Source organism: Pseudoalteromonas piscicida, assembly GCF_000238315.3.
GTDB classification, from domain to species: domain Bacteria; phylum Pseudomonadota; class Gammaproteobacteria; order Enterobacterales; family Alteromonadaceae; genus Pseudoalteromonas; species Pseudoalteromonas piscicida.
In genome coordinates, this window is the sequence record NZ_CP011924.1 from 3348636 (window position 1) to 3370125 (window position 21490).

Annotated in this window: 17 protein-coding genes and 2 pseudogenes; 6 read left to right on the forward strand and 13 right to left on the reverse strand. The window is 45.8% G+C overall.

What is annotated here, in order from left to right; genetic code table 11:
• The 3 genes from nadE to PPIS_RS15380 all read right to left on the reverse strand — a co-directional run bounded on the left by nadE (nt 1) and on the right by PPIS_RS15380 (nt 4976).
• Nucleotides 1-837 carry an ammonia-dependent NAD(+) synthetase gene (nadE, locus tag PPIS_RS15370; RefSeq protein ID WP_010378109.1) on the reverse strand — a complete coding sequence of 279 codons (837 nt, stop codon included), beginning with the start codon at nt 835-837 and terminating at the stop codon, nt 1-3.
• Nucleotides 838-897: 60 nt separating this feature from the next.
• A complete protein-coding gene (locus PPIS_RS15375) occupies nt 898-1524 on the reverse strand; it encodes a YceH family protein (protein ID WP_010378111.1) in 627 nt (208 codons plus the stop codon).
• Nucleotides 1525-1619: 95 nt separating this feature from the next.
• Nucleotides 1620-4976, reverse strand: a complete 3357-nt coding sequence (locus PPIS_RS15380; RefSeq protein ID WP_010378113.1) for an ATP-binding protein — start codon at nt 4974-4976, stop codon at nt 1620-1622.
• A 195-nt stretch (nt 4977-5171) separates the two neighbouring features.
• On the opposite strand from PPIS_RS15380, the gene PPIS_RS15385 reads away from it, so the two are divergent.
• Nucleotides 5172-7457, forward strand: a complete 2286-nt coding sequence (locus PPIS_RS15385; protein WP_010378115.1) for a penicillin acylase family protein — start codon at nt 5172-5174, stop codon at nt 7455-7457.
• A 27-nt stretch (nt 7458-7484) separates the two neighbouring features.
• On the opposite strand, the gene PPIS_RS15390 is transcribed toward PPIS_RS15385, so the two are convergent.
• Nucleotides 7485-8555 (reverse strand): GGDEF domain-containing protein, encoded by a 1071-nt coding sequence (locus PPIS_RS15390; RefSeq protein WP_010378117.1) that lies wholly within the window; start codon nt 8553-8555, stop codon nt 7485-7487.
• A gap of 157 nt (nt 8556-8712) precedes the next feature.
• Here PPIS_RS15390 and PPIS_RS15395 point away from each other — a divergent pair, with 157 nt between their 5' ends.
• The 3 genes and pseudogenes from PPIS_RS15395 to PPIS_RS15405 all read left to right on the forward strand — a co-directional run bounded on the left by PPIS_RS15395 (nt 8713) and on the right by PPIS_RS15405 (nt 11680).
• Nucleotides 8713-10239 carry a carbon-nitrogen hydrolase family protein gene (locus PPIS_RS15395; RefSeq protein ID WP_010378119.1) on the forward strand — a complete coding sequence of 509 codons (1527 nt, stop codon included), beginning with the start codon at nt 8713-8715 and terminating at the stop codon, nt 10237-10239.
• 15 nt (nt 10240-10254) lie between these two features.
• Nucleotides 10255-11364: pseudogene (locus PPIS_RS15400) on the forward strand (carbon-nitrogen hydrolase family protein); the annotation flags it as partial.
• Between the two features lies 1 nt (nt 11365).
• Entirely contained in the window at nt 11366-11680 is a 315-nt protein-coding gene (locus PPIS_RS15405; RefSeq protein ID WP_010378121.1) for a DMT family transporter, read from the forward strand.
• Here the strand turns inward: PPIS_RS15405 and PPIS_RS15410 are convergent.
• On the reverse strand, nt 11667-12536 hold the full coding sequence (locus PPIS_RS15410; RefSeq protein ID WP_010378122.1) for a DMT family transporter: 870 nt from the start codon (nt 12534-12536) through the stop codon (nt 11667-11669). The genes PPIS_RS15405 and PPIS_RS15410 overlap by 14 nt on opposite strands.
• Before the next feature lie 304 nt (nt 12537-12840).
• On the opposite strand from PPIS_RS15410, the gene PPIS_RS15415 reads away from it, so the two are divergent.
• The gene (locus PPIS_RS15415; RefSeq protein WP_010378123.1) at nt 12841-13227 is read left to right on the forward strand and encodes an MAPEG family protein; all 387 of its coding nucleotides are present in this window, start codon (nt 12841-12843) and stop codon (nt 13225-13227) included.
• A gap of 23 nt (nt 13228-13250) precedes the next feature.
• Here the strand turns inward: PPIS_RS15415 and PPIS_RS15420 are convergent.
• Nucleotides 13251-13942 (reverse strand): annotated as a pseudogene (locus PPIS_RS15420) (pseudouridine synthase).
• A gap of 81 nt (nt 13943-14023) precedes the next feature.
• Here PPIS_RS15420 and PPIS_RS15425 point away from each other — a divergent pair.
• On the forward strand, nt 14024-14329 hold the full coding sequence (locus tag PPIS_RS15425) for a DUF6482 family protein (RefSeq protein ID WP_010378127.1): 306 nt from the start codon (nt 14024-14026) through the stop codon (nt 14327-14329).
• Between the two features lie 3 nt (nt 14330-14332).
• Here the strand turns inward: PPIS_RS15425 and PPIS_RS15430 are convergent, their stop codons facing one another.
• The 7 genes from PPIS_RS15430 to lysA all read right to left on the reverse strand — a co-directional run bounded on the left by PPIS_RS15430 (nt 14333) and on the right by lysA (nt 21490).
• Nucleotides 14333-15202, reverse strand: coding sequence for a dTDP-4-dehydrorhamnose reductase family protein (locus PPIS_RS15430; RefSeq protein ID WP_010378129.1), 870 nt, complete (start codon nt 15200-15202; stop codon nt 14333-14335).
• Nucleotides 15203-15627: 425 nt separating this feature from the next.
• Nucleotides 15628-16947 carry a peptide MFS transporter gene (locus PPIS_RS15435; RefSeq protein ID WP_010378130.1) on the reverse strand — a complete coding sequence of 440 codons (1320 nt, stop codon included), beginning with the start codon at nt 16945-16947 and terminating at the stop codon, nt 15628-15630.
• An 84-nt stretch (nt 16948-17031) separates the two neighbouring features.
• Complete coding sequence (locus tag PPIS_RS15440; RefSeq protein WP_010378133.1) at nt 17032-17733, reverse strand: HAD-IA family hydrolase; 702 nt, start codon at nt 17731-17733, stop codon at nt 17032-17034.
• A 2-nt stretch (nt 17734-17735) separates the two neighbouring features.
• On the reverse strand, nt 17736-18659 hold the full coding sequence (locus PPIS_RS15445; RefSeq protein ID WP_010378134.1) for a tyrosine recombinase XerC: 924 nt from the start codon (nt 18657-18659) through the stop codon (nt 17736-17738).
• Nucleotides 18656-19282 carry a DUF484 family protein gene (locus PPIS_RS15450; protein WP_010378135.1) on the reverse strand — a complete coding sequence of 209 codons (627 nt, stop codon included), beginning with the start codon at nt 19280-19282 and terminating at the stop codon, nt 18656-18658. The genes PPIS_RS15445 and PPIS_RS15450 overlap by 4 nt, the downstream gene beginning before the upstream one ends.
• Nucleotides 19279-20109, reverse strand: coding sequence for a diaminopimelate epimerase (dapF, locus tag PPIS_RS15455; RefSeq protein ID WP_010378136.1), 831 nt, complete (start codon nt 20107-20109; stop codon nt 19279-19281). The genes PPIS_RS15450 and dapF overlap by 4 nt, the downstream gene beginning before the upstream one ends.
• A gap of 127 nt (nt 20110-20236) precedes the next feature.
• A complete protein-coding gene (lysA, locus tag PPIS_RS15460; protein ID WP_010378137.1) occupies nt 20237-21490 on the reverse strand; it encodes a diaminopimelate decarboxylase in 1254 nt (417 codons plus the stop codon).

The window sequence follows — 21490 nt, forward strand, 5'->3', positions numbered from 1 at the left end:
TTATTGTTCGTCGTATACCGTAGGAATTGGCTGACGCTTGTGTTGGGTGCGCTGATAGATGGTAATAAGTTTGTCGTTCACTTCACTGCTAACAGGCTTACCCTCAAGGAAGTCATCAATATTGTCATAGCTTAGTCCCAGCGCCTCTTCATCGGAAAGGCCTGGACGGTCGCATTCAAGATCGGCTGTCGGTACTTTATGTACTAGTCCGGCAGGTGCCCCGAGAAAAGCCGCTAGTGCGCGAACTTGGCGTTTTGATAAGCCAAACAAGGGCGTTAAGTCGCAGGCGCCGTCACCAAACTTGGTATAAAAGCCCGTGATGTTTTCAGCGCTGTGATCGGTGCCGACTACTAAACCGCGAGTCAGGCCTGCTATTTCGTACTGTGCTACCATGCGCTGGCGTGCTTTTACGTTTCCTTTAATAAAATCCACGCTGGCTTGTGAAGGCAGTGGCACGCTTCCACCCGCCATGGCAGCAAGTGCTTGCTCGTGCATGGCATCGGCCGCAGGCTTGATGTTGACTGTTAAGCGCTGACTAGGTTGGATAAACTCGAGTGCAAGTTGTGCTTCATCTTCATCAGCTTGAACGCCATACGGCAAGCGCATGGCAATAAATTTATAAGCCCCAGTACCATGTTCAGCATTGAGTTCATTGATAGCTAGCTGGCATAGGCGTCCACAGGTTGACGAATCAACTCCTCCGCTTATGCCAAGCACAAGGGTGAAGCAGCCAGAGGCTTGTAATCGTGCTTTTAAAAATGAGACACGTCGTTTGACTTCAAATTCTGGGTCAATAATTGGCTGAACTTTCATTTCAGCCATGATTGCTTCACGCATACTGGTTCCTCAATACTATCGGGGCGATAAACTTCTATTATGTTGGTGCTGACGCGCTTTTTAAAGCCCTAAATGTGCTTTGATGGTGGCGAGCTCTTGCTTTAATTGCTTAATCTCGGCAATTAAGCTTTCGATTTCGCTGTCATTTTGGGTGCAGGTTATGGGTTCTGCAGGCGCTGTTGGTTCAACGACTTGGTCACCAAACAAGTGTTGATAACGACTTTCTCGTTTTCCAGGTTCTCTGGCAAGCTTAACTACATAATCATGTTCTTGCATCGCACTTAATGTCGATTCAACATCCTGTACGGAGCTGAACTCTGCGAGGCGGCTGCTACGGGTACGCAGTTCACCTGGCGTTTGTGGTCCACGTAGTAACAACAAACAGATTATCGCTTTTTGTTTCGCGTTGACTTTAAGGTGGCCAAAATCACTGTTACAAAAACGCTGGCTGTACTTGTCGACGCGACCAGAGAGTGCTTCGTCGCAGGTAATTAAGCGTTTTTCTTGTAGGCGAGTCAGTGTGTCTAACACATCATTTTGAGAGAGTTCCATCACCGGCTCGCGATTCGACTTTTGATTACACGCATTGGTGAGGCCGTTGAGTGACATGGGGTATTGTTCTGGGGTGGTGACTTGCTTTTCGATTAAGCTACCCAGTACGCGTTGCTCTTGAGTATCTAATTGCATCACTTTCCTTATTTTTGTTGTTGCTGATGAGATGTATAACATCATCTTGATAGTAGCAATATAATACCAATATTTACTGTAGCAAAGTGTGCGAGCTAACTTTGTTGGGCCGTAGACGAAGGTGCTTGCATTGTTTGCTGCGGTTTTATTTGCAGAAGTTTGGCTTTTAGCTCATCAAAGTCAATGGGTTTGGTGAGGTAATCATCCATTCCAGCATCAAGGCATTTTTCTCTATCACCTTGCATCGCGTTGGCGGTGAGTGCAACGATCACGCTATGCTGATGGATTTTTCCGGCAACACCTTGGCGGATCTGCTGTGCTGCCTGATAACCGTCCATTACTGGCATTTGACAATCCATTAGAATTACATCGTAAGGTTTGTTAGTTGATTGTAAGTGTGTAAGTGCTAACTCGCCATTTTCTTGGCAGACTACTTTTGCACCTAAACGCTCTAACATCGTCATCGCAACGGTTTGGTTTATCCGATTATCTTCCACCAATAAGATTGAGCATGCTAACAGAGGATCAGCACTGACCTGTGAGTTGGTTTTGACTGATTTCGGCTTGTCTGGGTCTTGATAATCAGAGTTGAACACCTGAAGTGCTGCATATGGCGTGATGGGATAGTACACCCGCTCGCAAGAGGAAAATAGCGAGAGCGTTTCGCTACTTTGTTCTTCAACGGCAAGCACATGAACGATCTGTTGTTGTGTTAGCTGCGTTTTGAGGGCTTGTTGCTTTTTCCGCGGGGCGGCATTGAGTAATTTGGCATCCAAAATAACAGCAAGATGTGAGGACGGTTGTTGCAGTTGTGTCATGAGCATATCAAGTTGCTGCACGTGTAAGCACGTGATATGCCAAGGCTTCAGTAGTTTACCGTAGTCTTCATTGATTTCGCTTAATATATATAACGTTGAGTTATCAGACTTTTCATGTACGGTAATGGGTTTAGCTGCTGTTAGTAGTACATTACAGGAAAACGTGCTGCCAACGTGTTCTTTACTAAATGCTTGTAGGTCACCACCGAGCAACTGAGACAATTGCTTTGCAATGGTGAGACCAAGCCCAGTACCACCATATTGTCGAGTGGTTGATAAATCTGCTTGGGTAAATGAATCAAAAACTTTATTGAGCTTTTCTTTTGAAATACCAATACCGGTATCTTCTACACTGCACCATAACCGAGTTTGATCGCCCGTTTGTTCGGTATGGCAGCTTAATGTCACTGAACCATCATGGGTGAACTTAATCGCATTGCTTAGCAAATTATTAAGGATTTGTTTGAGGCGATTTGGATCCGTTTGCGCGGTATGGACTTTCATGCCCGATAAATCGATATGTAGCCGGTTATTGTTGGCATCAGCGGCGCGCACAAACGCTGACAGCATATTGCTTAGCATTTCGATAAGATCGAACTCAACAAATTCTATCGTTAGCTTACCAGCCTCAATTTTGGAAAAGTCGAGAATGTCATTAATGATGGTGAGCAAGGATTTCGCTGAACTATGTGCCAAAGAGAGCTGGTGGTGTTGGGTCGAAGTGAGTTGTGAGTGCATTACAAGCTCAACCATGCCCATTACGCCATTGAGTGGAGTGCGTATTTCATGACTCATACTGGCTAAAAACTCTGCTTTCATTTTAGCGGATTGTTCTGCTAAGTCTTTATCAATGATGGCTTGATTTTTTGCCTTTTGATGGGCTTTATTAATAAAAAGGCTTCCTAATATGGCGGCGATAGATTTCATTAAACGGAGATCGCTTTGACCCCAAACTGGACTTACAACATCGTACTCTGCACAAAGAACGCCTAGGGATTGGTTTTTATGACTGATAGGGCAGCAAAGCATCGCCTTAATTTCAAAAGGCTCAAGGTACGTTGTGGTGAGAGCCATTGTTGCAGGGTGGTTTTCAGCTTGTTCCGCCGCAATTATTTGGCCACTCTCAATTTCACTAAAGAATGCCGGCGCTATTGCTTTTCGCCAAGGAGGAAAGTGCTCTAAGTTATCCATCGCTGCATTTGAAAAACACACTGGGATCAGCTGGTTTTTATCCTCATTAAATTGCCAAATACTCACTTTATTCACCTCCACTCCTTTTCTACAGGTATCTGCACAGAGTGTGAGTGCTTTGTTGAGATGGTTATTTAAGATGGCTTCGTGAGAGCTCAAATGGGCAAGGAGCTCATTATTTTTGGCGAATTTATCATGTTCCATTTCCATGATTTTGCGTTTATGGATGTTTTGAATGGAACCAAAAATGTGGCTAGTGCGTTTGCCACTGCGAATAGAGCGTGCTTTCACTAGCACCCATAAGTCATCCAGATTTTGAGTTTGGATAATAAATTCTTCTTCGAACTCATGTCCTGTTTTTATAAGTTCATCAACACAGTCTTGCAAACGCTTTCTGTGCAAACCTGCTTTGAAAAACTCTGTTGTATTCATCCAAGTGGGCTGAAATTGTCTCGGTACGCAGAAAATGCTACGAGTGACGTCCGACCAAATAATATCGCGTGTTTTGACGTTAATTTCCCATGCACCAACTTCTGCGAGTATGCCCATATTGGTCAGTGACAAAGCATTACGTTGCAGTTGCGATAGCAGTCGAGTGATGAAGATAAATGCGGCAATAAAGATGATAATCAACGCGATGATAGCTAAGCGAAAAGGCCACACTGCAGTTGCCGCTGGTTGCCAACCAATGCGAGGCACAGCGTAGAGTTCCCATTCACCTGAGGGCACGTTGACACTAAATGCGATGGGGGCAAGCGAATGAATATTACTATTGCCATAAAAGTAATCTCCGTCTTGGCCTTTACCATCAACGCCTTGAATCGCGATCAGATATTGACTTTCTAATGCGGTAAAGTCTGCTTGTTGATACAGACTATCCATATCGAGCACGACAGAGAGTAAACCCCAGAAATGAGTTTTGTCTGTGTAAACGGGAACTCTTGCGATTAAACCTGTGCCTCCTTGCAGCAACTCCAGTGGACCTGCCATCACGATTTCGCGACTTTCTTTGGCGAGTAATGCGCCGTATTTTTGCGTCGGATGGGTTTGGTAGTCCAAGCCTATGGCTTTTTCATTGCCCTTCAATGGGTAAATATAGTCGAGCCGCATATCTGGAGCTGCTCCGATATTACGAAGGATTTGGCTACTATCGAATAGGGGTTTTGCGAGCTGTTCGAAGCGAGCTTGAGAGAGCTCGGATTGACCAGAAAGGGCAACGCCTAGCCCTCTGACAAGTTGTACATTTTTTGCCAGAATACCTTCTATTTTAGTGCGGTAGACATTCACTTCCTCGGTCGAGCGGCTTTTTTCTATCGCGATTAAGCGGCGATAGTTTACTTGATCAACATACCATGCCACTGCGATGATCACGACTAGCAAAAGCCAGAAGCTATATTTCACAAAGCGAAATTTAAGTGGTGATGTCGATAGTTCAGAGATCATGGTGCTTCTGTGTTGAAGACGATGATTTAACTATAGTTCAGTCCTCGCAAAGCGAAATCTAATTAACCAAAATAAAATGCTTTAACTTGATTGTCTTATAACTGTGACAAAGTCGAGAATATTGGTTTATTAGCCAATGACATGCTATATCTTCTAGGCATAAATTAGCGCTAGATACATTGTTAAGGGATGGTCATGCTTACTTGGATTAAACGAATTGTTGTCGCTCTGCTGTTACTGGTATTGCTTGGTACTGCAAGTATATATGGCTTACTTGCGCTAAGTTTGCCCGCACTGGATGGTAAAGGTAGTACATCGGAGATCGATAATACAGTAACGGTAGCACGCGATGCCATGGGGCAAGCTGTGGTGTCGGCTGACACCCGAGCAGATGCGTCGTATGGATTGGGTTTTGCACATGGTCAGGACCGTTTTTTTCAAATGGATCTGCTGCGTCGCAATGCCGCAGGTGAATTGAGTGAGTTATTTGGCTCGGCGGCCATTGGCCTTGATGAAAGCATGCGTTTCCATCAATTCAGAAAACGAGCAAAGCTTATCGTGATGTCCTTACCTGAAGCGCATAGACAAATCCTTGAGCGTTATACACAAGGGGTGAACGATGGGCGAGTACAATCTGGCTTCACCAGTTTTGAATACCTGCTTCTAGGTGCAACTCCTGCACCATGGCAGCCAGAAGACAGCTTACTCACTATTTTTAGCATGTATCTAGACTTGCAAGCAGGTACTTATGAGCGCGATGAAACCCTAATTGCGCTTAAGCAGCAATATGGTCAAGATATGCTCGATTTTATCTTGCAGCCTAGTCAATATCAGGCTGCTTTGGATAACAGTGTACTTACGGCATCGCCAGTTACTATTCCTGCATTACAGCAACAAATCGTGCAAGCTCAGCCATCACATATTGCTGATGTGCCGCTTTACGGCAGTAATAATTGGGCCGTAAATGGTGCGCTTACAAAGACAGGATCGGCAATGTTATCCGACGATATGCACCTTGGCTTAAATGTGCCGTCAATTTGGTATCGTGCCCAGCTTAATTATCAGGATCAGGGCCATGCAATTCAGGTAACTGGGGTGTCGTTACCAGGCGCTCCAGCCATTGTGGTTGGAAGCAATAATCGCATAGCGTGGGGATTCACCAATGGTTATTTAGATACAGCCGATTGGATTGAGCTTGACGCAGACACCAAGACGCAGTTCATTGCTGAAGAAATTAAATTGCCTGATGGCAAAAGTCATACCTATCAATTAGAAATGAGTACATTTGGTCCCGTTAAACAACTTGGAGATAAGAAGCTAGCGCTGAGTTGGGTTGCTCATCAACCCTATGCCGTAAACCTAGAGCTTGTGCAACTTGAGTGCTTAACCGAAGTTCAGCAAGCAACAGAGCATGCCAAAAAGGTAGGGATCCCTGTACAAAATTTGATGGTGGTAGACAGTAAAGGAGCAGCTGCTTGGACGCCGATGGGGGCTATTCCTGCACGTAAAATGACTCATAACACGGCGTTGAATACAGAGCAATATGAGCAAGCGTGGCAGAACAACGAACAAGTTCGCCCGGTTGTGCAAAACCCTGAAAACGGTAAATTGTGGACGGCTAACTCTCGCGTGGTTTCAGTTGCAGATAATCAAAGGTTTGGTGATGGCGGCTATGCGTTAGGTGCACGTGCCGTGCAGATCCGCGATGGACTTTTAGCTCAGCAGCAGTTTACGGAAGCGGATTTCTATCAGCTGCAATTGGACAATCGCGCTAAGTTTTTAGCGCCGTGGCACGAGCACTTAGTATCCCTATTGCAAAACCAACATTCCGCATCTTTTGAAAATGATATTTCGCTCCTTAATGACTGGCAGGGCTGTGCGTGTGCCGATTCAGTCGGTTACACCTTAGTGAAAGCCTACCGCAATGCACTGATCGACACTCTTTTCGCACCCTTGGAGCAGCACTTAAACACGCAAAAATTGTCGCTAAAGCCGGTTAAGCGTTATCTTGAACCCGGACTCTGGCAGCTCTTAACCGAGCAGCCAAATAGCTGGTTGGGCGAGCATGGCTCTTGGGTTGAGTTAGAGTTGGCTGCTTACAAGCTTGCCAAGCAGCAACTTAGCGAAAGATATGGCAGTAATATGGCTGCTTGGCGCTGGGGGGATGTCAATGCACTTAAGGTGCAGCATCCTTTTTCAAAACAAATGCCAATGCTGAGTGGTTTGTTAGATATGCCAACCGCACAAGCTTTTGGTGATACCTTTATGCCTGCGGTGCAGGGTAAATCTTTCGGCGCATCGCAGCGCTTTATCGCACAACCGGGTCATTTACAAAATGCAATTTTAACGGTTGCTGGTGGCCAAAGTGGACATCCGTTATCGCCGTTTTATCGGTCTGGATTTGCTGATTATGCCGAAGGGGAGAATACCCCCTTGCTACCTGGTGAATTAACTCACCAGATAGTCATTTCACCTAAGTAATGCTTTGCACTGGACGTATCGGAAGGGTTAACTTACACCCTCCGATACACGCAAAATCGGTGCAGCGGTAACACGGTTCCGACCTGAATGTTTGCTGTCGTAAAGTGCGGCATCCGCGTGTTGAATGACGACCTCAAAAGTTTGGCTAGGATCCCAATTTGCAACGCCAAAACTCATAGTGACTTTAAGAATGTCGTTTTCAAAACTGGTGGTCTCTACGGCTCGTCGTAATTTTTCCATGCGCTGTATTGCTTCTCCAATTGAACAAGGCGCCAGCACGATTAAAAATTCTTCACCACCCCAACGAACTGCAATGTCTGCAGGGTGAATATGTGCTTTGATTGTTTCGGCCACACTTTTTAAAATTTGATCTCCTTTGTCATGGCCAAAGGTGTCATTGATTTTTTTAAAGTGGTCGATATCCGCCATTACCAAACATAAAGGAGAGTGAGTAGAGATACAGTTTTCTTTAGCATGGGTGATTAACTCGCGCGCATAGCGACGGTTGAACATTTGTGTGAGCGGGTCGTGTGCAGCGAGCTCTTCTAATTTGTCTCTTTGTTGCACCGTCATTTTACGTATGTGGCTGATCGTGTAGATCATCGGAATACCACATATGAGCACATTGGCAAAATGCACATAGGGAATTAACTGTTGATAGCGATATTGATAGGCAATATCACCAAACAATAATTCTAAGACTGCGAATAGCGTGATTAACACAACGGAATAAATTACGGCATTACGTAATCTGAGTTGGTAATCTAGCAGTATGAGGCAAGACACTGTCCAGAGATAGTACTGAAATCCAAGTGACATGCCGAGATAGGCACACACCAGCGTCGCATGTATGGCGACTTCAAGGCAGAAAACCCGCAGTGCAATAGAGGGTTTACTCGCATCAATGAGTTTAATGCCAGCGTACCACATCAGTACACTACCCACGTTTACCAAAGCAAGCATGTTCACCTCTAAATGCCAAAAGACAACAATGAGGCCGGCGTGTAACCACATGCAATACGCGGCCACGCGTCGTAATAATGCAAATTTTAATGCTTCTACTTGGTCTGGTTTGCTATAAGGGTGGTATTTAGTCAAACGTAAGCTCTTGTGGTATTCACAATAAAATAAGTATAGAAGCTCTATTGTGATTTGCCGTCTATTTGACCTAAGCTCTGGTTATTCGCTCAGCATCCAGCAAGGTTCGCTGTAGTAGAGTGAGAGATAGGTAGATAATAAAAGCTTTGGAGTTGATATGTCTGTAGAAAAAGCGCGGATCACGCTATGTAACCTAGAAAAGTCTGACTACGATCAGGTTAAATCTTTAATGGATGAAGCCTACCCTGATCTCGGTGGTGCGTGGCCTAGTCATACGATATTTAGGTTGATTGACCAGTTTCCTGAGGGACAGATCGGTGTCAAAGACGGTGAGCGTCTTGTCGGTATTGCGCTGAGTGTTCAAGTTGACTATCAAACCTTTTCTAACCCGCATACCTATGAAGACATTGTCGACGCGCATAGCCGAATTTTTAGTGATAGTAATGCAGATGCGCTGTACGGGCTGGACGTAGTGATAGCCAAAAGCCATCGTGGTCTACGTCTTGGTCGACGACTGTATGATGCCCGTAAAGAGCTTTGTCGTCAGTACAACTTACGTGCGATTTTAGCAGGTGGTCGTATCCCGCTTTATAAGCAATTCCGTGGCAGTATGTCGCCAATGGAATATATAAACAAAGTCGATCATAAAGAATTACACGACCCCATTCTAAGCTTCCAACTTGCCAACGACTTCCAAGTAAAGCGACTGCTTAAACAATATCTGCCGGAAGATCAGGACTCAGAAGGCTATGCGACCCTACTTGAGTGGAATAACATTCTCTTCGAGCCTACCGATACCGTGATCGAAAGTAAGAAAACCATCGTCAGAGTGGGGGCCGTGCAGTGGCAGATGCGCCGGGTGGAATCGGTAGAGGAGTTAATGAAGCAGGTTGAGTATTTCGTGGACACGGTCTCGGATTACCAAAGTGACTTTATCCTGTTCCCTGAATTCTTCAACGCGCCACTAATGGGGCTCGGAAGCTATAGAAATCAGACCGAAGCTATTCGTGCATTGGCAACGTATACCGAGCAGTTTAGAGCCGCTATGTCGCAAATGGCGATCGAGTACAATGCCAATATTATCACGGGCTCTATGCCGCTACTTGAGGGCGACAAGCTCTATAACGTCAGTTACTTATGTCACCGCTCTGGCAAAGTGGATGAACAACGTAAAATTCATATCACCCCTCACGAAGACTACGATTGGGTTATCAAAGGCGGTGATAAAATAGAGGTGTTCGATACGGACGCGGGCCGAGTAGGGATCCAAGTATGCTACGACGTGGAGTTTCCAGAGTTATCGCGGATCATGGCTGAAAAAGGGCTGGATATTTTGTTTGTACCATTTTGGACTGATACGAAAAACAGCTACTTAAGGGTAAGGCACTGTGCACAGGCCCGTGCGGTTGAAAACGAATGCTACGTCGTTATTGCAGGCAGTGTTGGCAACTTACCTCAGGTAGAAAGCCTAGATGTACAGTACGCGCAGTCAGCGGTGTTGACGCCATCGGACTTTGCTTTTCCTCATGATGCCGCGCTCAACGAAGCAACACCAAATACGGAAATGCTGTTATTTAGTGACTTAGACTTAGATAAACTCAAAATATTGCATAGTGAAGGGACGGTGCGTAATTTACGAGACCGAAGAAAAGACCTGTATTCCGTGGAGTTGAAACAAAAATAGTATGGCGTGGGTTTAGGTCGTATCCCGCTTTATAAGCAATTCCGTGGCAGTATGTCGCCAATGGAATATATAAACAAAGTCGATCATAAAGAATTACACGACCCCATTCTAAGCTTCCAACTTGCCAACGACTTCCAAGTAAAGCGACTGCTTAAACAATATCTGCCGGAAGATCAGGACTCAGAAGGCTATGCGACCCTACTTGAGTGGAATAACATTCTCTTCGAGCCTACCGATACCGTGATCGAAAGTAAGAAAACCATCGTCAGAGTGGGGGCCGTGCAGTGGCAGATGCGCCGGGTGGAATCGGTAGAGGAGTTAATGAAGCAGGTTGAGTATTTCGTGGACACGGTCTCGGATTACCAAAGTGACTTTATCCTGTTCCCTGAATTCTTCAACGCGCCACTAATGGGGCTCGGAAGCTATAGAAATCAGACCGAAGCTATTCGTGCATTGGCAACGTATACCGAGCAGTTTAGAGCCGCTATGTCGCAAATGGCGATCGAGTACAATGCCAATATTATCACGGGCTCTATGCCGCTACTTGAGGGCGACAAGCTCTATAACGTCAGTTACTTATGTCACCGCTCTGGCAAAGTGGATGAACAACGTAAAATTCATATCACCCCTCACGAAGACTACGATTGGGTTATCAAAGGCGGTGATAAAATAGAGGTGTTCGATACGGACGCGGGCCGAGTAGGGATCCAAGTATGCTACGACGTGGAGTTTCCAGAGTTATCGCGGATCATGGCTGAAAAAGGGCTGGATATTTTGTTTGTACCATTTTGGACTGATACGAAAAACAGCTACTTAAGGGTAAGGCACTGTGCACAGGCCCGTGCGGTTGAAAACGAATGCTACGTCGTTATTGCAGGCAGTGTTGGCAACTTACCTCAGGTAGAAAGCCTAGATGTACAGTACGCGCAGTCAGCGGTGTTGACGCCATCGGACTTTGCTTTTCCTCATGATGCCGCGCTCAACGAAGCAACACCAAATACGGAAATGCTGTTATTTAGTGACTTAGACTTAGATAAACTCAAAATATTGCATAGTGAAGGGACGGTGCGTAATTTACGAGACCGAAGAAAAGACCTGTATTCCGTGGAGTTGAAACAAAAATAGTATGGCGTGGGTTTATTTAATTATGGCTGGCCTGTTTGAAATAGGTTGGCCCGTTGGTCTGAAAATGGCGCAACAAGCCGATACTCGTTGGTTAGGCATAGTGATAGCCGTTGGTTTTATGGCCTTGAGCGGCTGGATGCTATGGCTGGCGCAAAAGCAAATTCCATTGGGTACCTCGTATGCCGTGTGGACGGGTATTGGCGCGGCAGGCACATTCTTAGTGGGTATCTTCTTTTACGGTGACCCAAGTAGTTTTATGCGCTACTTGGGCGTATTATTTATCATCAGTGGGGTTGTGGTACTTAAGTTAGCATAACCAAAATCGCCGCGATGGCGATGAGTAAGAGTCCCATTGAGTCGCGCTTCTTCACCGGCGCTTTGAGCCATAAGAATGAGATAAGCAAAGTAAAAAACACTTCGATTTGGCCGAGTGTTTTCACGTAAGCTACATGCTCAAGGCTCATTGCGCTAAACCAACCTATAGAACCGATACAGCTGCTGACACTAATTGCTACTGTCAGTTTGCGACGTTGCCAAAGTACCCGCCAAGAGTGTGGTTCTCGTATCGTCATATACATACTCAGCATCACAGTTTGGCAAACCAGCACCAACAGTAGCACCCATGCTGCACTGTGAGGAAAAGGTAGGCCCGATGCGATACTGGCTTCACGCACCCAAAGAGAAGTAAGCGCGAAGCTTGTTCCACAGGCAAGTCCCACTAGTGCAGTTTTACCATTGAAAGCACGTAGGCTAAAACCGCTCAATAACAACACCGCGATGGCGCCGATAAAGACACCAAACCAACCGAGTAAAGTTAAGCTTGAGCCAAAAAAGAGTACGCCCAAAATCGCCGCCACGAGTGCCTCGCTCTTCGCAAGTCCAGCGCCTATGGCGTAATTATTTTGCTTAAACAGCACCACCATTAACCCCGTCGCGATGATCTGCATGATACTGGCACCCAGCACAAAGGCTAAAAAGTCATCGTTAATGGCGAGCGGCTCTGCGGGAGCAATCTGGTAAAGGCTCCAAAGATATAACCCCGCAAGTGGGCTGGCTAAAATAAATCTTGCGAGGGTGACGCTGGCTGTGGAGGCGCTTTCACTCAATTTGCTTTGAAAAGCATTTCGCCAAGCCTGAGAAAAAGCAGCTAGTAAGGTGAACAAAATCCACATGAGAGGTGACTCTACAATGCTCGAATGTGTATCAGCATACCGGATAGGAGCGAGTCTGAATAAATGAATTATCGTGATAGTGAAAATAATTCAATGTGTATTCAAGGTGCTACAGAAGCACTCTTGTGGTTGGCGTACTGCGACAATTTGCCACATGTTCAATTTTCAGTATCACGATATGATTGACGTCGATGCTACAAGATTGGGCCATAGGCTAGGGTATTACGTATTCACTTATGGCTTTTCTTTTTAACGCTATTCTGCTCTACTGAGTTGAATAATCAAAAGGTTGAAGGAGTATCTTGTGGGTATACTAATTATCTGTGCAATTCTTGCCATCTTACTACCTTATTTTGCCAAAATTCCTGTGGCAGTGGCGATGAACAAAGAAGGGGGCTATGACAACAAGCACCCGCGTGAACAGCAAAAGAAACTGACTGGGCTGGGGGCAAGAGCGCTGGCCGCGCATCAAAACTGTTTTGAGTCATTATCCGTGTTTGCTGTCGCCTTAGCCGTTGCGTTTGGCACCCAAACCTACACTTCTCTAGTCGAATGGCTAGCCATAGGCCATATTGTCGCTCGAGCATTATATTGTGTGCTGTATTGGGCGAATATTGACGTGCTGCGCTCCATCGTATGGGCGCTAGGGCTCGGCTGTGCTATCGCCATTATTGTGGTGTGTGGTGTATAGTCGTCCTTTGCGTGACTCTACACTTAGGCTAATTTAATTAACTCTGCTGAAATCTCTTTCACTTCAGCAGAGTTAACCTCCAACTGTGCCAATGCTAAGTTTGCGATACGCACTCGATATAAATCGATAACCCGATAACCACAGTGATGTGCCATTCTTCTTATCTGGCGATTGAGGCCTTGTCGTAACACTATTCTAAAGCGGTCATGTGCGATTTGCTCAACGGTACAGGGGGGGTTATTTGGCCCTTCACTGGCACGCCGGCTGCCATTTTAAGGCAAAAATCTGGGTCCAGAGGCTTGTCAACTTGCACCTCATATTCTTTCTCTTGATGATGGTCAGGGTGGATTAACTGCTGACACAGTGCCCCATCATTGGTAAGTAGTAGTAAGCCTCGACTGTCTTTGTCTAGCCGACCTATCGGATACACACGACACGACTCTGGAAGTACATGGTAGATACTGGCAGGGTCATCTGGATTCACTTTGCAGTCTATACCAACAGGTTTATGGTAAACAAAAAGTCTTCTCGCTTGCGGCGGCGCGACCGGTTCACCATCGACCATAATGCAATCGGTCAAATTGATGTGATCTATGTGATTGGCCAAGCGGCCATTTACGGTCACTCTTGCGCTATCAATTAAGCGAGACGCTTGTCGCCTAGAGCAAACACCGCAGTGGCTGAGATATTTGGCCAAACGCATCGGATAGGACATAGACATTCACATGATCAAAAAGAGATAACAGCACGTATTGTAGGGCAACAGACTGTTTGGATCTATGTATGGGGAATATCAATGGCCATTGCGTTTTCAAAGTTAAAACAACATCAACCGCTGCAAAAGGTAATAGTGCATTCCATTGATTTAGCGCTTTATCAAGTCAGTGTGCTTATTAATAATGTGGAATATTATGTCACGGAAGAAAATGGCGAGTTTTTAAAAGCACATAACCCGCTGCAAATTCAAAAACGCCTGCTTGATATTAGCTACATAGAAATGGTGATTAGGCATCAAAGCGCTTATGACGAGATGGTAGGGCACCCAGTTTCAGCCAATGACAATACACTAGAAGTGCCCTTCGGTCGTAATAACCTGTTTTAAGCGTTATCTGTGTTTTGTGAGTACTTCACTCACCGCGGTTGCAAAATCGCGGTGGTGAGCGATCCCCATGTTAATCAATCTGGTGTCTTTTAGAGCACAATTTTGTGGTCTTGTGGCATCGTCGCTCGGTTGGTTCAGCGGCACGAGATCTTGCGTCGGTAGCTGCAAAGCCTGTGACATGACCAGCGCCATTTCATACTTAGTTAATGCTTGATTGCCACTGATATGAATAATCCCACTAAGACTAGGCTGTGCGATAACATCTTTGAGCGTTAGCGCAATATCATTGACGTGGGTGGGGTAGCGAATGGCCCAATGATCGTGACTGGAAGCGGGGTTGGCTAACAGCTGTTTTGCAATAACGGTTACCGCAGATTCTTCCAGCGTTTTTACCTCGCCGTATAATACTGGCACTCGTACTATGGTGTGTAATGCGCTATCCGCCAGTATGGCACGTTCCGCAGCTTGCTTGGTTTGGCCGTAGAAGTTCACAGGATTAGTGATATCCGTTTCAACATAAGGTGCTGAGGTGCCGTCAAACACATAGTCAGTACTAATAAAGAAAAATCGAATATCTCTTTCGCGGCAGGCTTGGGCTAAGAACTCGGTTGCCGCAACATTGAGCGCAAGCGTGGCCGCTTGATCTCGCTCACATTGCTCTGGCCTACGCTCTGCTGCTGCGTGAATCAGTACCTCTGGGCTGTGATTATCTAAGAAATCTAAAACCGAATTGTGGTCAGCCAAGTCAAGTTTGTGAAGTGGCGCGGCTGCTCGGCTAAAGCCACATCCTAAAATCTCGTGGGTACTACTTAGCTCTTGGCAAAGTGCGCGGCCAAGTAAGCCCGTTGCACCAGTGATCATGACTTTAGACATAGAAAACAGCATCCTTTTTAAAAGAGCAAGTACAGTAGCAAAGTTGGACGAAAAACTACAGATTTGTATTGTGTAACCCTATTTTGTACAAGGAATCGAGCTACAGAAATGAATAATAAAAGTTTATTGAACCGTATGTGTTTTTGTTGATATAGACACCAAGCGGTAATGGGCGTGCCGATTTCAGCTGAATTTAAGATGTAGAAGTCATCACTCCTACATCTCCAATTCGTTTAAGCCGTTTGCTCTGTCAGCGGCTTTTCAGATTGCTTTTCCCAATGCTTGGTTTTTAGACCAAGTACACCGACAAATACACCAATACCGATAGTAAATAGCGCAATTTGTAGGTATAGATTTGGTAAGTCTTCGATATTATTAGGATCAAAGCTACCAGCGAGCAGACCCGAGAAGATATTACCAATTGATTAAGTGAGTACGAAAACCCCCATCATTTGCCCAGCAAAACGTTTGGGAGATAACTTACTTACTGCGCTCAACGCCACTGGGCTTAAACAAAGCTCACCCACGGTGTGCAGAAAGTAAGTGGTGATCAACCACATTGGTGCTACTTGTAGGCCTTGGGCTGCATATTGAGAAGCGAAAAACATTACAATAAATCCGCTCGCCATGATGATAAGGCCAATCGCACATTTTACGCTATAGGTTGGCGTGATCATGCGCTTAGCCAAGTTAATCCAAAGTGCAGCAAAGAAAGGGGATAACACGATAATGAAAAAAGCGTTGGCTGATTGGAACCAAGCGGTTGGAATACTAAAACTGCCGATTAATCTGTCGGTGTAATCGCGGGCAAATAGATTAAGCGATGAGCCTGCTTGTTCAAAACCAGACCAAAAACAGGTGGACGCAACGCAAACCAAAAAGAGTGCCCACATCCGGCGCTTTTCATCGGCATCAAGATTACCGCCAAAATAGATATAACCGTAATACAAAAAGAATGTAACAGTAAAAGCAATCGCGACATATTTTGCGAGTTCTACAGGATTAATCACAAAAACACCTGCAAATGCCGTTGCCGTTATTGCTGCAACAACCGCAATGACTAAAGCTATCGCACCCCAAGCTTTAGCACTTTGACTACCCGTCATTGGGTTGGTTGGCGCATTGCCAACGGTAGCGATGTGTTTGTCTGTTAGGCGATAATTGACTAAACCGATTGCCATGCCTACCGCGGCTGCACCAAAAGCCCAGTGCCAACCAACGTTTTCCATAAAGTAACCACATACCGCATAGCCGATCACAGACCCTAGATTGATCCCCATATAGTAAATCGCGTAGCCACTATCGCGGCGGTTATCTTCATCGTTATAAAGCTGGCCAACCATAGCGCTAATATTGGGTTTTAATAAACCTGTCCCACTGGCAACAAAGATAAGGCCAACAAAAAAGGAAAATTGACTTGGGATGGCAAGAATGATGTGGCCGCACATGATGATAATGCCGCCGTACCAAACCGCACGTTGGCCACCCAATAAACGGTCTGCTATCCAACCTCCCGGTAGACCTAAGAAATAAACCGAGCCAGTATAGAGGCCATATATTGCGGCGGCGGAGGCAACGGTGAAGCCAAGACCTTCTTGCTGTAAGGTGGCCGTCATGAAAAGTACTAACATGGCACGCATGCCATAATAACTCATTCGTTCCCACATCTCGGTGAGAAACAAAGTTTGCAGGCCTTTTGGATGACCAAAAAAGCCTGTATCACTTGTTGTATCCTGTGATGACATATTTCACTTCCATTATTATCGTTTTTTGGAAGTCAATATTAGTACGTTATTCAAGCACTGAATGCAACCGCATGAAAGGAAACATTACATCATCTTTTTTAACATTTGTATGTCATCGATTTCCACATTGGCCAATCCTTTGTACTGGTATGGCGCAAATTGATTGCGAAGCCAAACACTGGGGCAGCCGGCACGGTGTGCTCCTTGCACATCGGTATCTAAGCTATCGCCAACATGCAAAAGTTGATGTGGTTTAAGGTTAAAATGCTGACAGGCAAGCTGGTAAAGCTCTGGATGAGGCTTGGCGCGGCCATCAATTCCGGCGCGAAGCACTAAATCAAAACTATCGCGAAGATTAAATTTATCTATCTCGACATTACCATTGGTGATGGCAATGATGTGATATTGACTGCGTAACTGAGCCAGCAGGTTGATGACGGCGTCGCTGACCATGATATTACTGCGAGCATCGGCAAAGGCTTGGTAGGCACGTAGTGCGTGCTGTTTACTTGTTACGGCATCAAACCCCAGTGCAGAAAAGCCCCACTCAAGTGCCACTTGACGCCACTTTGTCACATCTTCTGCAAGCGCACCGTTTTGTTTGAGCGCTTCGTTTCGACACTGAGACCAAAATGATCCCCCTTTCGCTTGCCACTCGGGAATAGTATTCAGGTGCGCTGTCATGGCGTTAACGGCCGCAATGATAACAGGCTTGTTGTCGTATAACGTATCGTCTAAATCAAAACTGATGGCGGCAATGTCTGAAATGGGCTTATTGAATCGCATTGTTACTCGTCTTTTTGCTTTTTCGCTCTTGGGTGAGCGCTATCATACACTTTTGCTAAATGTTGAAAATCTAAATGGGTGTAGACCTGAGTGGCGGATAAGCTGGCATGGCCAAGCATTTCTTGTACCGCGCGCAAGTCACCACTGGATTCTAGCATGTGGCTGGCGAACGAGTGCCTCAGTTTATGGGGATGAATAGGTGTACTAACCCCTTGCTTTAGACCCCATTCTTTCATTCTTGCGCGGACATGGCGAGGGCTGATCCGGCGCTTTAATTTGCTCACAAAAAGCGCAGGTTCTTCCAACGTTGCAAATTGCGACCTTATTTTGAGCCAATCAGCTAGCGCGTTTAGCGCTTTGCCGCCGACAGGCACAACACGCTCCTTGCCGCCTTTACCAAGCACGCGTATTTCACCATCTTTGACATCCAATAGGTTTGCACCAACCAATTCGCTTAATCGCAAACCACTGGAATACATTAATTCCATCATGGCTTTGTCACGAATGGCAAGCGCATCATCTGCCTGAATTTCGAGAAGTTGACCCATTTGGTCAACATCAAGGTTCTTTGGGAGTGGTTTTTGAAACTTAGGCCCTCGGATCCCTTGCGCGGGATTGATGACAGCCTGTTGCGATTGTGACTTGAGCTTAAGAAATTTATATAAGCTCCGAATACAACTGAGTTTAAGGTTTATGGTTCTTGGGCTGTAATTTTGACCGCGAAGCTTCATGCTGTAGCGGCGGATTTGCTCGCCACTGACTTCAAGCCAAGAGGGGGCGTGTTCACAAAAGTACTGCGCTGCTTGGATAAGCTGAGTTTTGTATTGGGTTAGCGTATGTTCGGAGTAGTGCTTTTCGTGGCGCAAGTGCGCCATAAAGGCGGTTACTGGTTGCGTCCAGTCTTCCGATAGTGGTGTTAGGCTCATGCCAGCGCTTCGAGCTTAAGCGATAATGTTTGAATAAAAGCCGTGATCAACATATTGTCATGTTGTGGCGAAAAGTGTTCTGGTGAGCGGCTGGCAAAGGCCAGAATAAAGCGACCTTTGTCCGACGCATCAACGCGGTAAAGTGCTACCGAGCCCACTTCAATATCGGCAAACAAGAGTTCAGCTTGTGACTGACTGAGGCGTCCTAAGTAGCTGTTGTTACCGCTCAGTTTAGTTGACACTAGTTCCAAAAGCGTGTCATCGATGTTGATGAGTTTACATGCTTGGATGTCCGGGTGGTCCTCAAAGCGCTGTGTTAACGTATGATTGATAGCACTCAACTCAGTACAACGCATGATAGCCAATTGGCATTCACTCAATTGCTTGAAAACCAGCTCGTTGGCTTTTGCATAATGGACCATGTCTTCTATCTGTTGCTGTAGTGAGTTGACTTCCTCGCGGAGCATCCGCTGTTGGTGCAAAGCAAGGTTTGGGAGCCCTTGCTGCTGGTGGTGTAGCTGCAAATCCAATAGCACATAAGGGTGTCTGAGCAAAAAATCAGGATGCTTGCGCAGGTACTCAATGACTAATTGTTCAGTTGAATTTGCTTCTTTTATGGTCATATTGCGATTTGCCCATCAAAAACATGCTCCGCCGGTCCGGTCATTTTCACTACTTGACCTTGACCGCCCCAACGCACCTGAAGACTACCACCTGGTAGGTCGACCCTAACGGTTTCTTCTAACTTGCCTTGCATTATGCCTGCAACTACGGCGGCACATGCACCAGTACCACATGCAAGCGTTTCGCCAGCGCCGCGCTCCCAAACACGTAGCTTAACGTATTCACGAGACACTACTTCCATAAAGCCAATATTGGCCTTTTGTGGGAAACGTTCATGGTGTTCAAGGAGTGGTCCGAGTGTAGCTACCTCAGCGGTTTCTACACTATCGACAATAATCACGCCATGAGGATTGCCCATAGAAACCGTGCTACAAAACACCGTATGTTCGTCGGCTCTTAAAATATAGGTGTTTTCTTGTTTGTTTGCACGAAACGGAATGGCTTGTGGGTTAAAGTTCGGTTTGCCCATATTCACGGTAACTTGGCCGTCTTTTTCGGTATAAAGGGTGATATTGCCGCCCTTTGTAGAGACACAAACCTTGTGTTTGTTCGTTAAGCCCTTCATGCGCACAAAACGAGCAAAACAGCGAGCACCGTTACCACATTGCTCAACTTCGTTACCATCGGCATTGAAAATACGATAATGAAAATCTAAGTCCGGGGAATAAGGCGCTTCAACCATCAACAGCTGATCAAAGCCAATTCCAAAGTGGCGATCGGCTAACTTCTTAATTTGGTCTCGAGACAAAAACACATTTTGGGTGACATTATCTATCACCACAAAGTCGTTGCCTAAACCATGCATTTTTGAAAAGTTTATAAACATAGAGTGGTTATCTTTTGGTATAAAACCATGGCCTCACTTTGCTAATACTTTGCCATGGATACCTCGGCTAGGGAAGCTGCTTGGCATTAAGCCTTGTTTTGCATCCCTAGGACGTATCCAAGTCGGATTATTGTGGCAGTAGTTGCTCAAATTGCCACAGAGATTCTAACGGCTCTCTTTGGCGGATTAGATGGTGTTGGTTGTTATCAACCATGACTTCTGCACAGCGGGGGCGTGAGTTGTAATTTGAACTCATGGTAAAGCCATAAGCGCCTGCACTACGCTGTACTAATAAGTCGCCCGCCTTAATTTTAAGTACTCGGTCTTTACCTAGAAAATCACCCGTTTCACATACTGGACCAACCACGTCGTAATTTATCGCGTCAACGTCGTCTCGCGGTGTGACTGGTACGATATTTTGCCAAGCCTGATAAAGCGATGGTCGTAACATGTCGTTCATGCCGGCATCAACAATGGCAAAATGCTTATGCTCGGTTGGCTTAATAAATTCGACTTTAGTCACCAGCACACCGGCATTGGCGGCAATCGCTCTACCAGGCTCAAAAATGAGTTCTAGATCATTGAACTGCGCCAATCGTGCTTTAATCTCTGCAGCGTAAGCACTCGGATGCGGCGGTTTTTCACCGTCATAAGGCACGCCAAGACCGCCACCGATATCGAGGTGATGCAAGTAAATTCCCGCTTTTTCAAGTTGAGAAATTAGCGCCAGCACTTTATCTAACGCCGCTAAAAATGGATTAACCTCAACCAACTGAGAGCCGATGTGGAAGTCGATCCCAACCACTTTTAAACCCGGTAGGGCATAAGCGAGTTGGTAAACATCAAATGCGGCTTTGATATCAATACCAAATTTGTTCTCTTTTAACCCAGTTGAAATATAAGGGTGAGTTTTTGCATCGATATCTGGGTTTACACGCAATGAAATTGGCGCAATCTTATCTAGTCTGGTTGCCACTTCACTGATCCGATGAAGCTCTGCAATCGACTCAACATTAAAGCATTTAATACCAGTCTCAAGCGCAAACGCGATTTCATCTTCCGTTTTCGCAACACCAGAAAAAACGACTTTTTGGGGATCTCCCCCTGCTTTTAGCACTCGCGCAAGTTCGCCCTTCGACACGATATCAAAGCCAGAGCCAAGCTGAGCCAAGACGTTCAACACGGCAATATTTGAATTCGCCTTTACTGCGTAGCACACCAAGTGGGGATGACCGGCTGCGGCATCCGTAAAAGCGTGATAATGCCGCGCTAAAGTCTTCTTCGAGTAGACATAGCAGGGAGTGCCATATTGCTCGGCGATTGTGGTTATGGCGACATCTTCAGCGAATAGCTCGCCATTTTGATAATTGAAATAATCCAT

What these genes read in the sequence shown, in the direction of transcription:
- nadE (WP_010378109.1), bottom strand. Translation starts at nt 837, where the DNA reads ATGCGTGAAGCAATCATGGCTGAAATGAAAGTTCAGCCAATTATTGAC.
- PPIS_RS15375 (WP_010378111.1), bottom strand. Translation starts at nt 1,524, where the DNA reads ATGCAATTAGATACTCAAGAGCAACGCGTACTGGGTAGCTTAATCGAA.
- PPIS_RS15380 (WP_010378113.1), bottom strand. Translation starts at nt 4,976, where the DNA reads ATGATCTCTGAACTATCGACATCACCACTTAAATTTCGCTTTGTGAAA.
- PPIS_RS15385 (WP_010378115.1), top strand. Translation starts at nt 5,172, where the DNA reads ATGCTTACTTGGATTAAACGAATTGTTGTCGCTCTGCTGTTACTGGTA.
- PPIS_RS15395 (WP_010378119.1), top strand. Translation starts at nt 8,713, where the DNA reads ATGTCTGTAGAAAAAGCGCGGATCACGCTATGTAACCTAGAAAAGTCT.
- PPIS_RS15405 (WP_010378121.1), top strand. Translation starts at nt 11,366, where the DNA reads ATGGCGTGGGTTTATTTAATTATGGCTGGCCTGTTTGAAATAGGTTGG.
- PPIS_RS15410 (WP_010378122.1), bottom strand. Translation starts at nt 12,536, where the DNA reads ATGTGGATTTTGTTCACCTTACTAGCTGCTTTTTCTCAGGCTTGGCGA.
- PPIS_RS15425 (WP_010378127.1), top strand. Translation starts at nt 14,024, where the DNA reads ATGGCCATTGCGTTTTCAAAGTTAAAACAACATCAACCGCTGCAAAAG.
- PPIS_RS15430 (WP_010378129.1), bottom strand. Translation starts at nt 15,202, where the DNA reads ATGTCTAAAGTCATGATCACTGGTGCAACGGGCTTACTTGGCCGCGCA.
- PPIS_RS15435 (WP_010378130.1), bottom strand. Translation starts at nt 16,947, where the DNA reads ATGTCATCACAGGATACAACAAGTGATACAGGCTTTTTTGGTCATCCA.
- PPIS_RS15440 (WP_010378133.1), bottom strand. Translation starts at nt 17,733, where the DNA reads ATGCGATTCAATAAGCCCATTTCAGACATTGCCGCCATCAGTTTTGAT.
- PPIS_RS15445 (WP_010378134.1), bottom strand. Translation starts at nt 18,659, where the DNA reads ATGAGCCTAACACCACTATCGGAAGACTGGACGCAACCAGTAACCGCC.
- PPIS_RS15450 (WP_010378135.1), bottom strand. Translation starts at nt 19,282, where the DNA reads ATGACCATAAAAGAAGCAAATTCAACTGAACAATTAGTCATTGAGTAC.
- dapF (WP_010378136.1), bottom strand. Translation starts at nt 20,109, where the DNA reads ATGTTTATAAACTTTTCAAAAATGCATGGTTTAGGCAACGACTTTGTG.
- lysA (WP_010378137.1), bottom strand. Translation starts at nt 21,490, where the DNA reads ATGGATTATTTCAATTATCAAAATGGCGAGCTATTCGCTGAAGATGTC.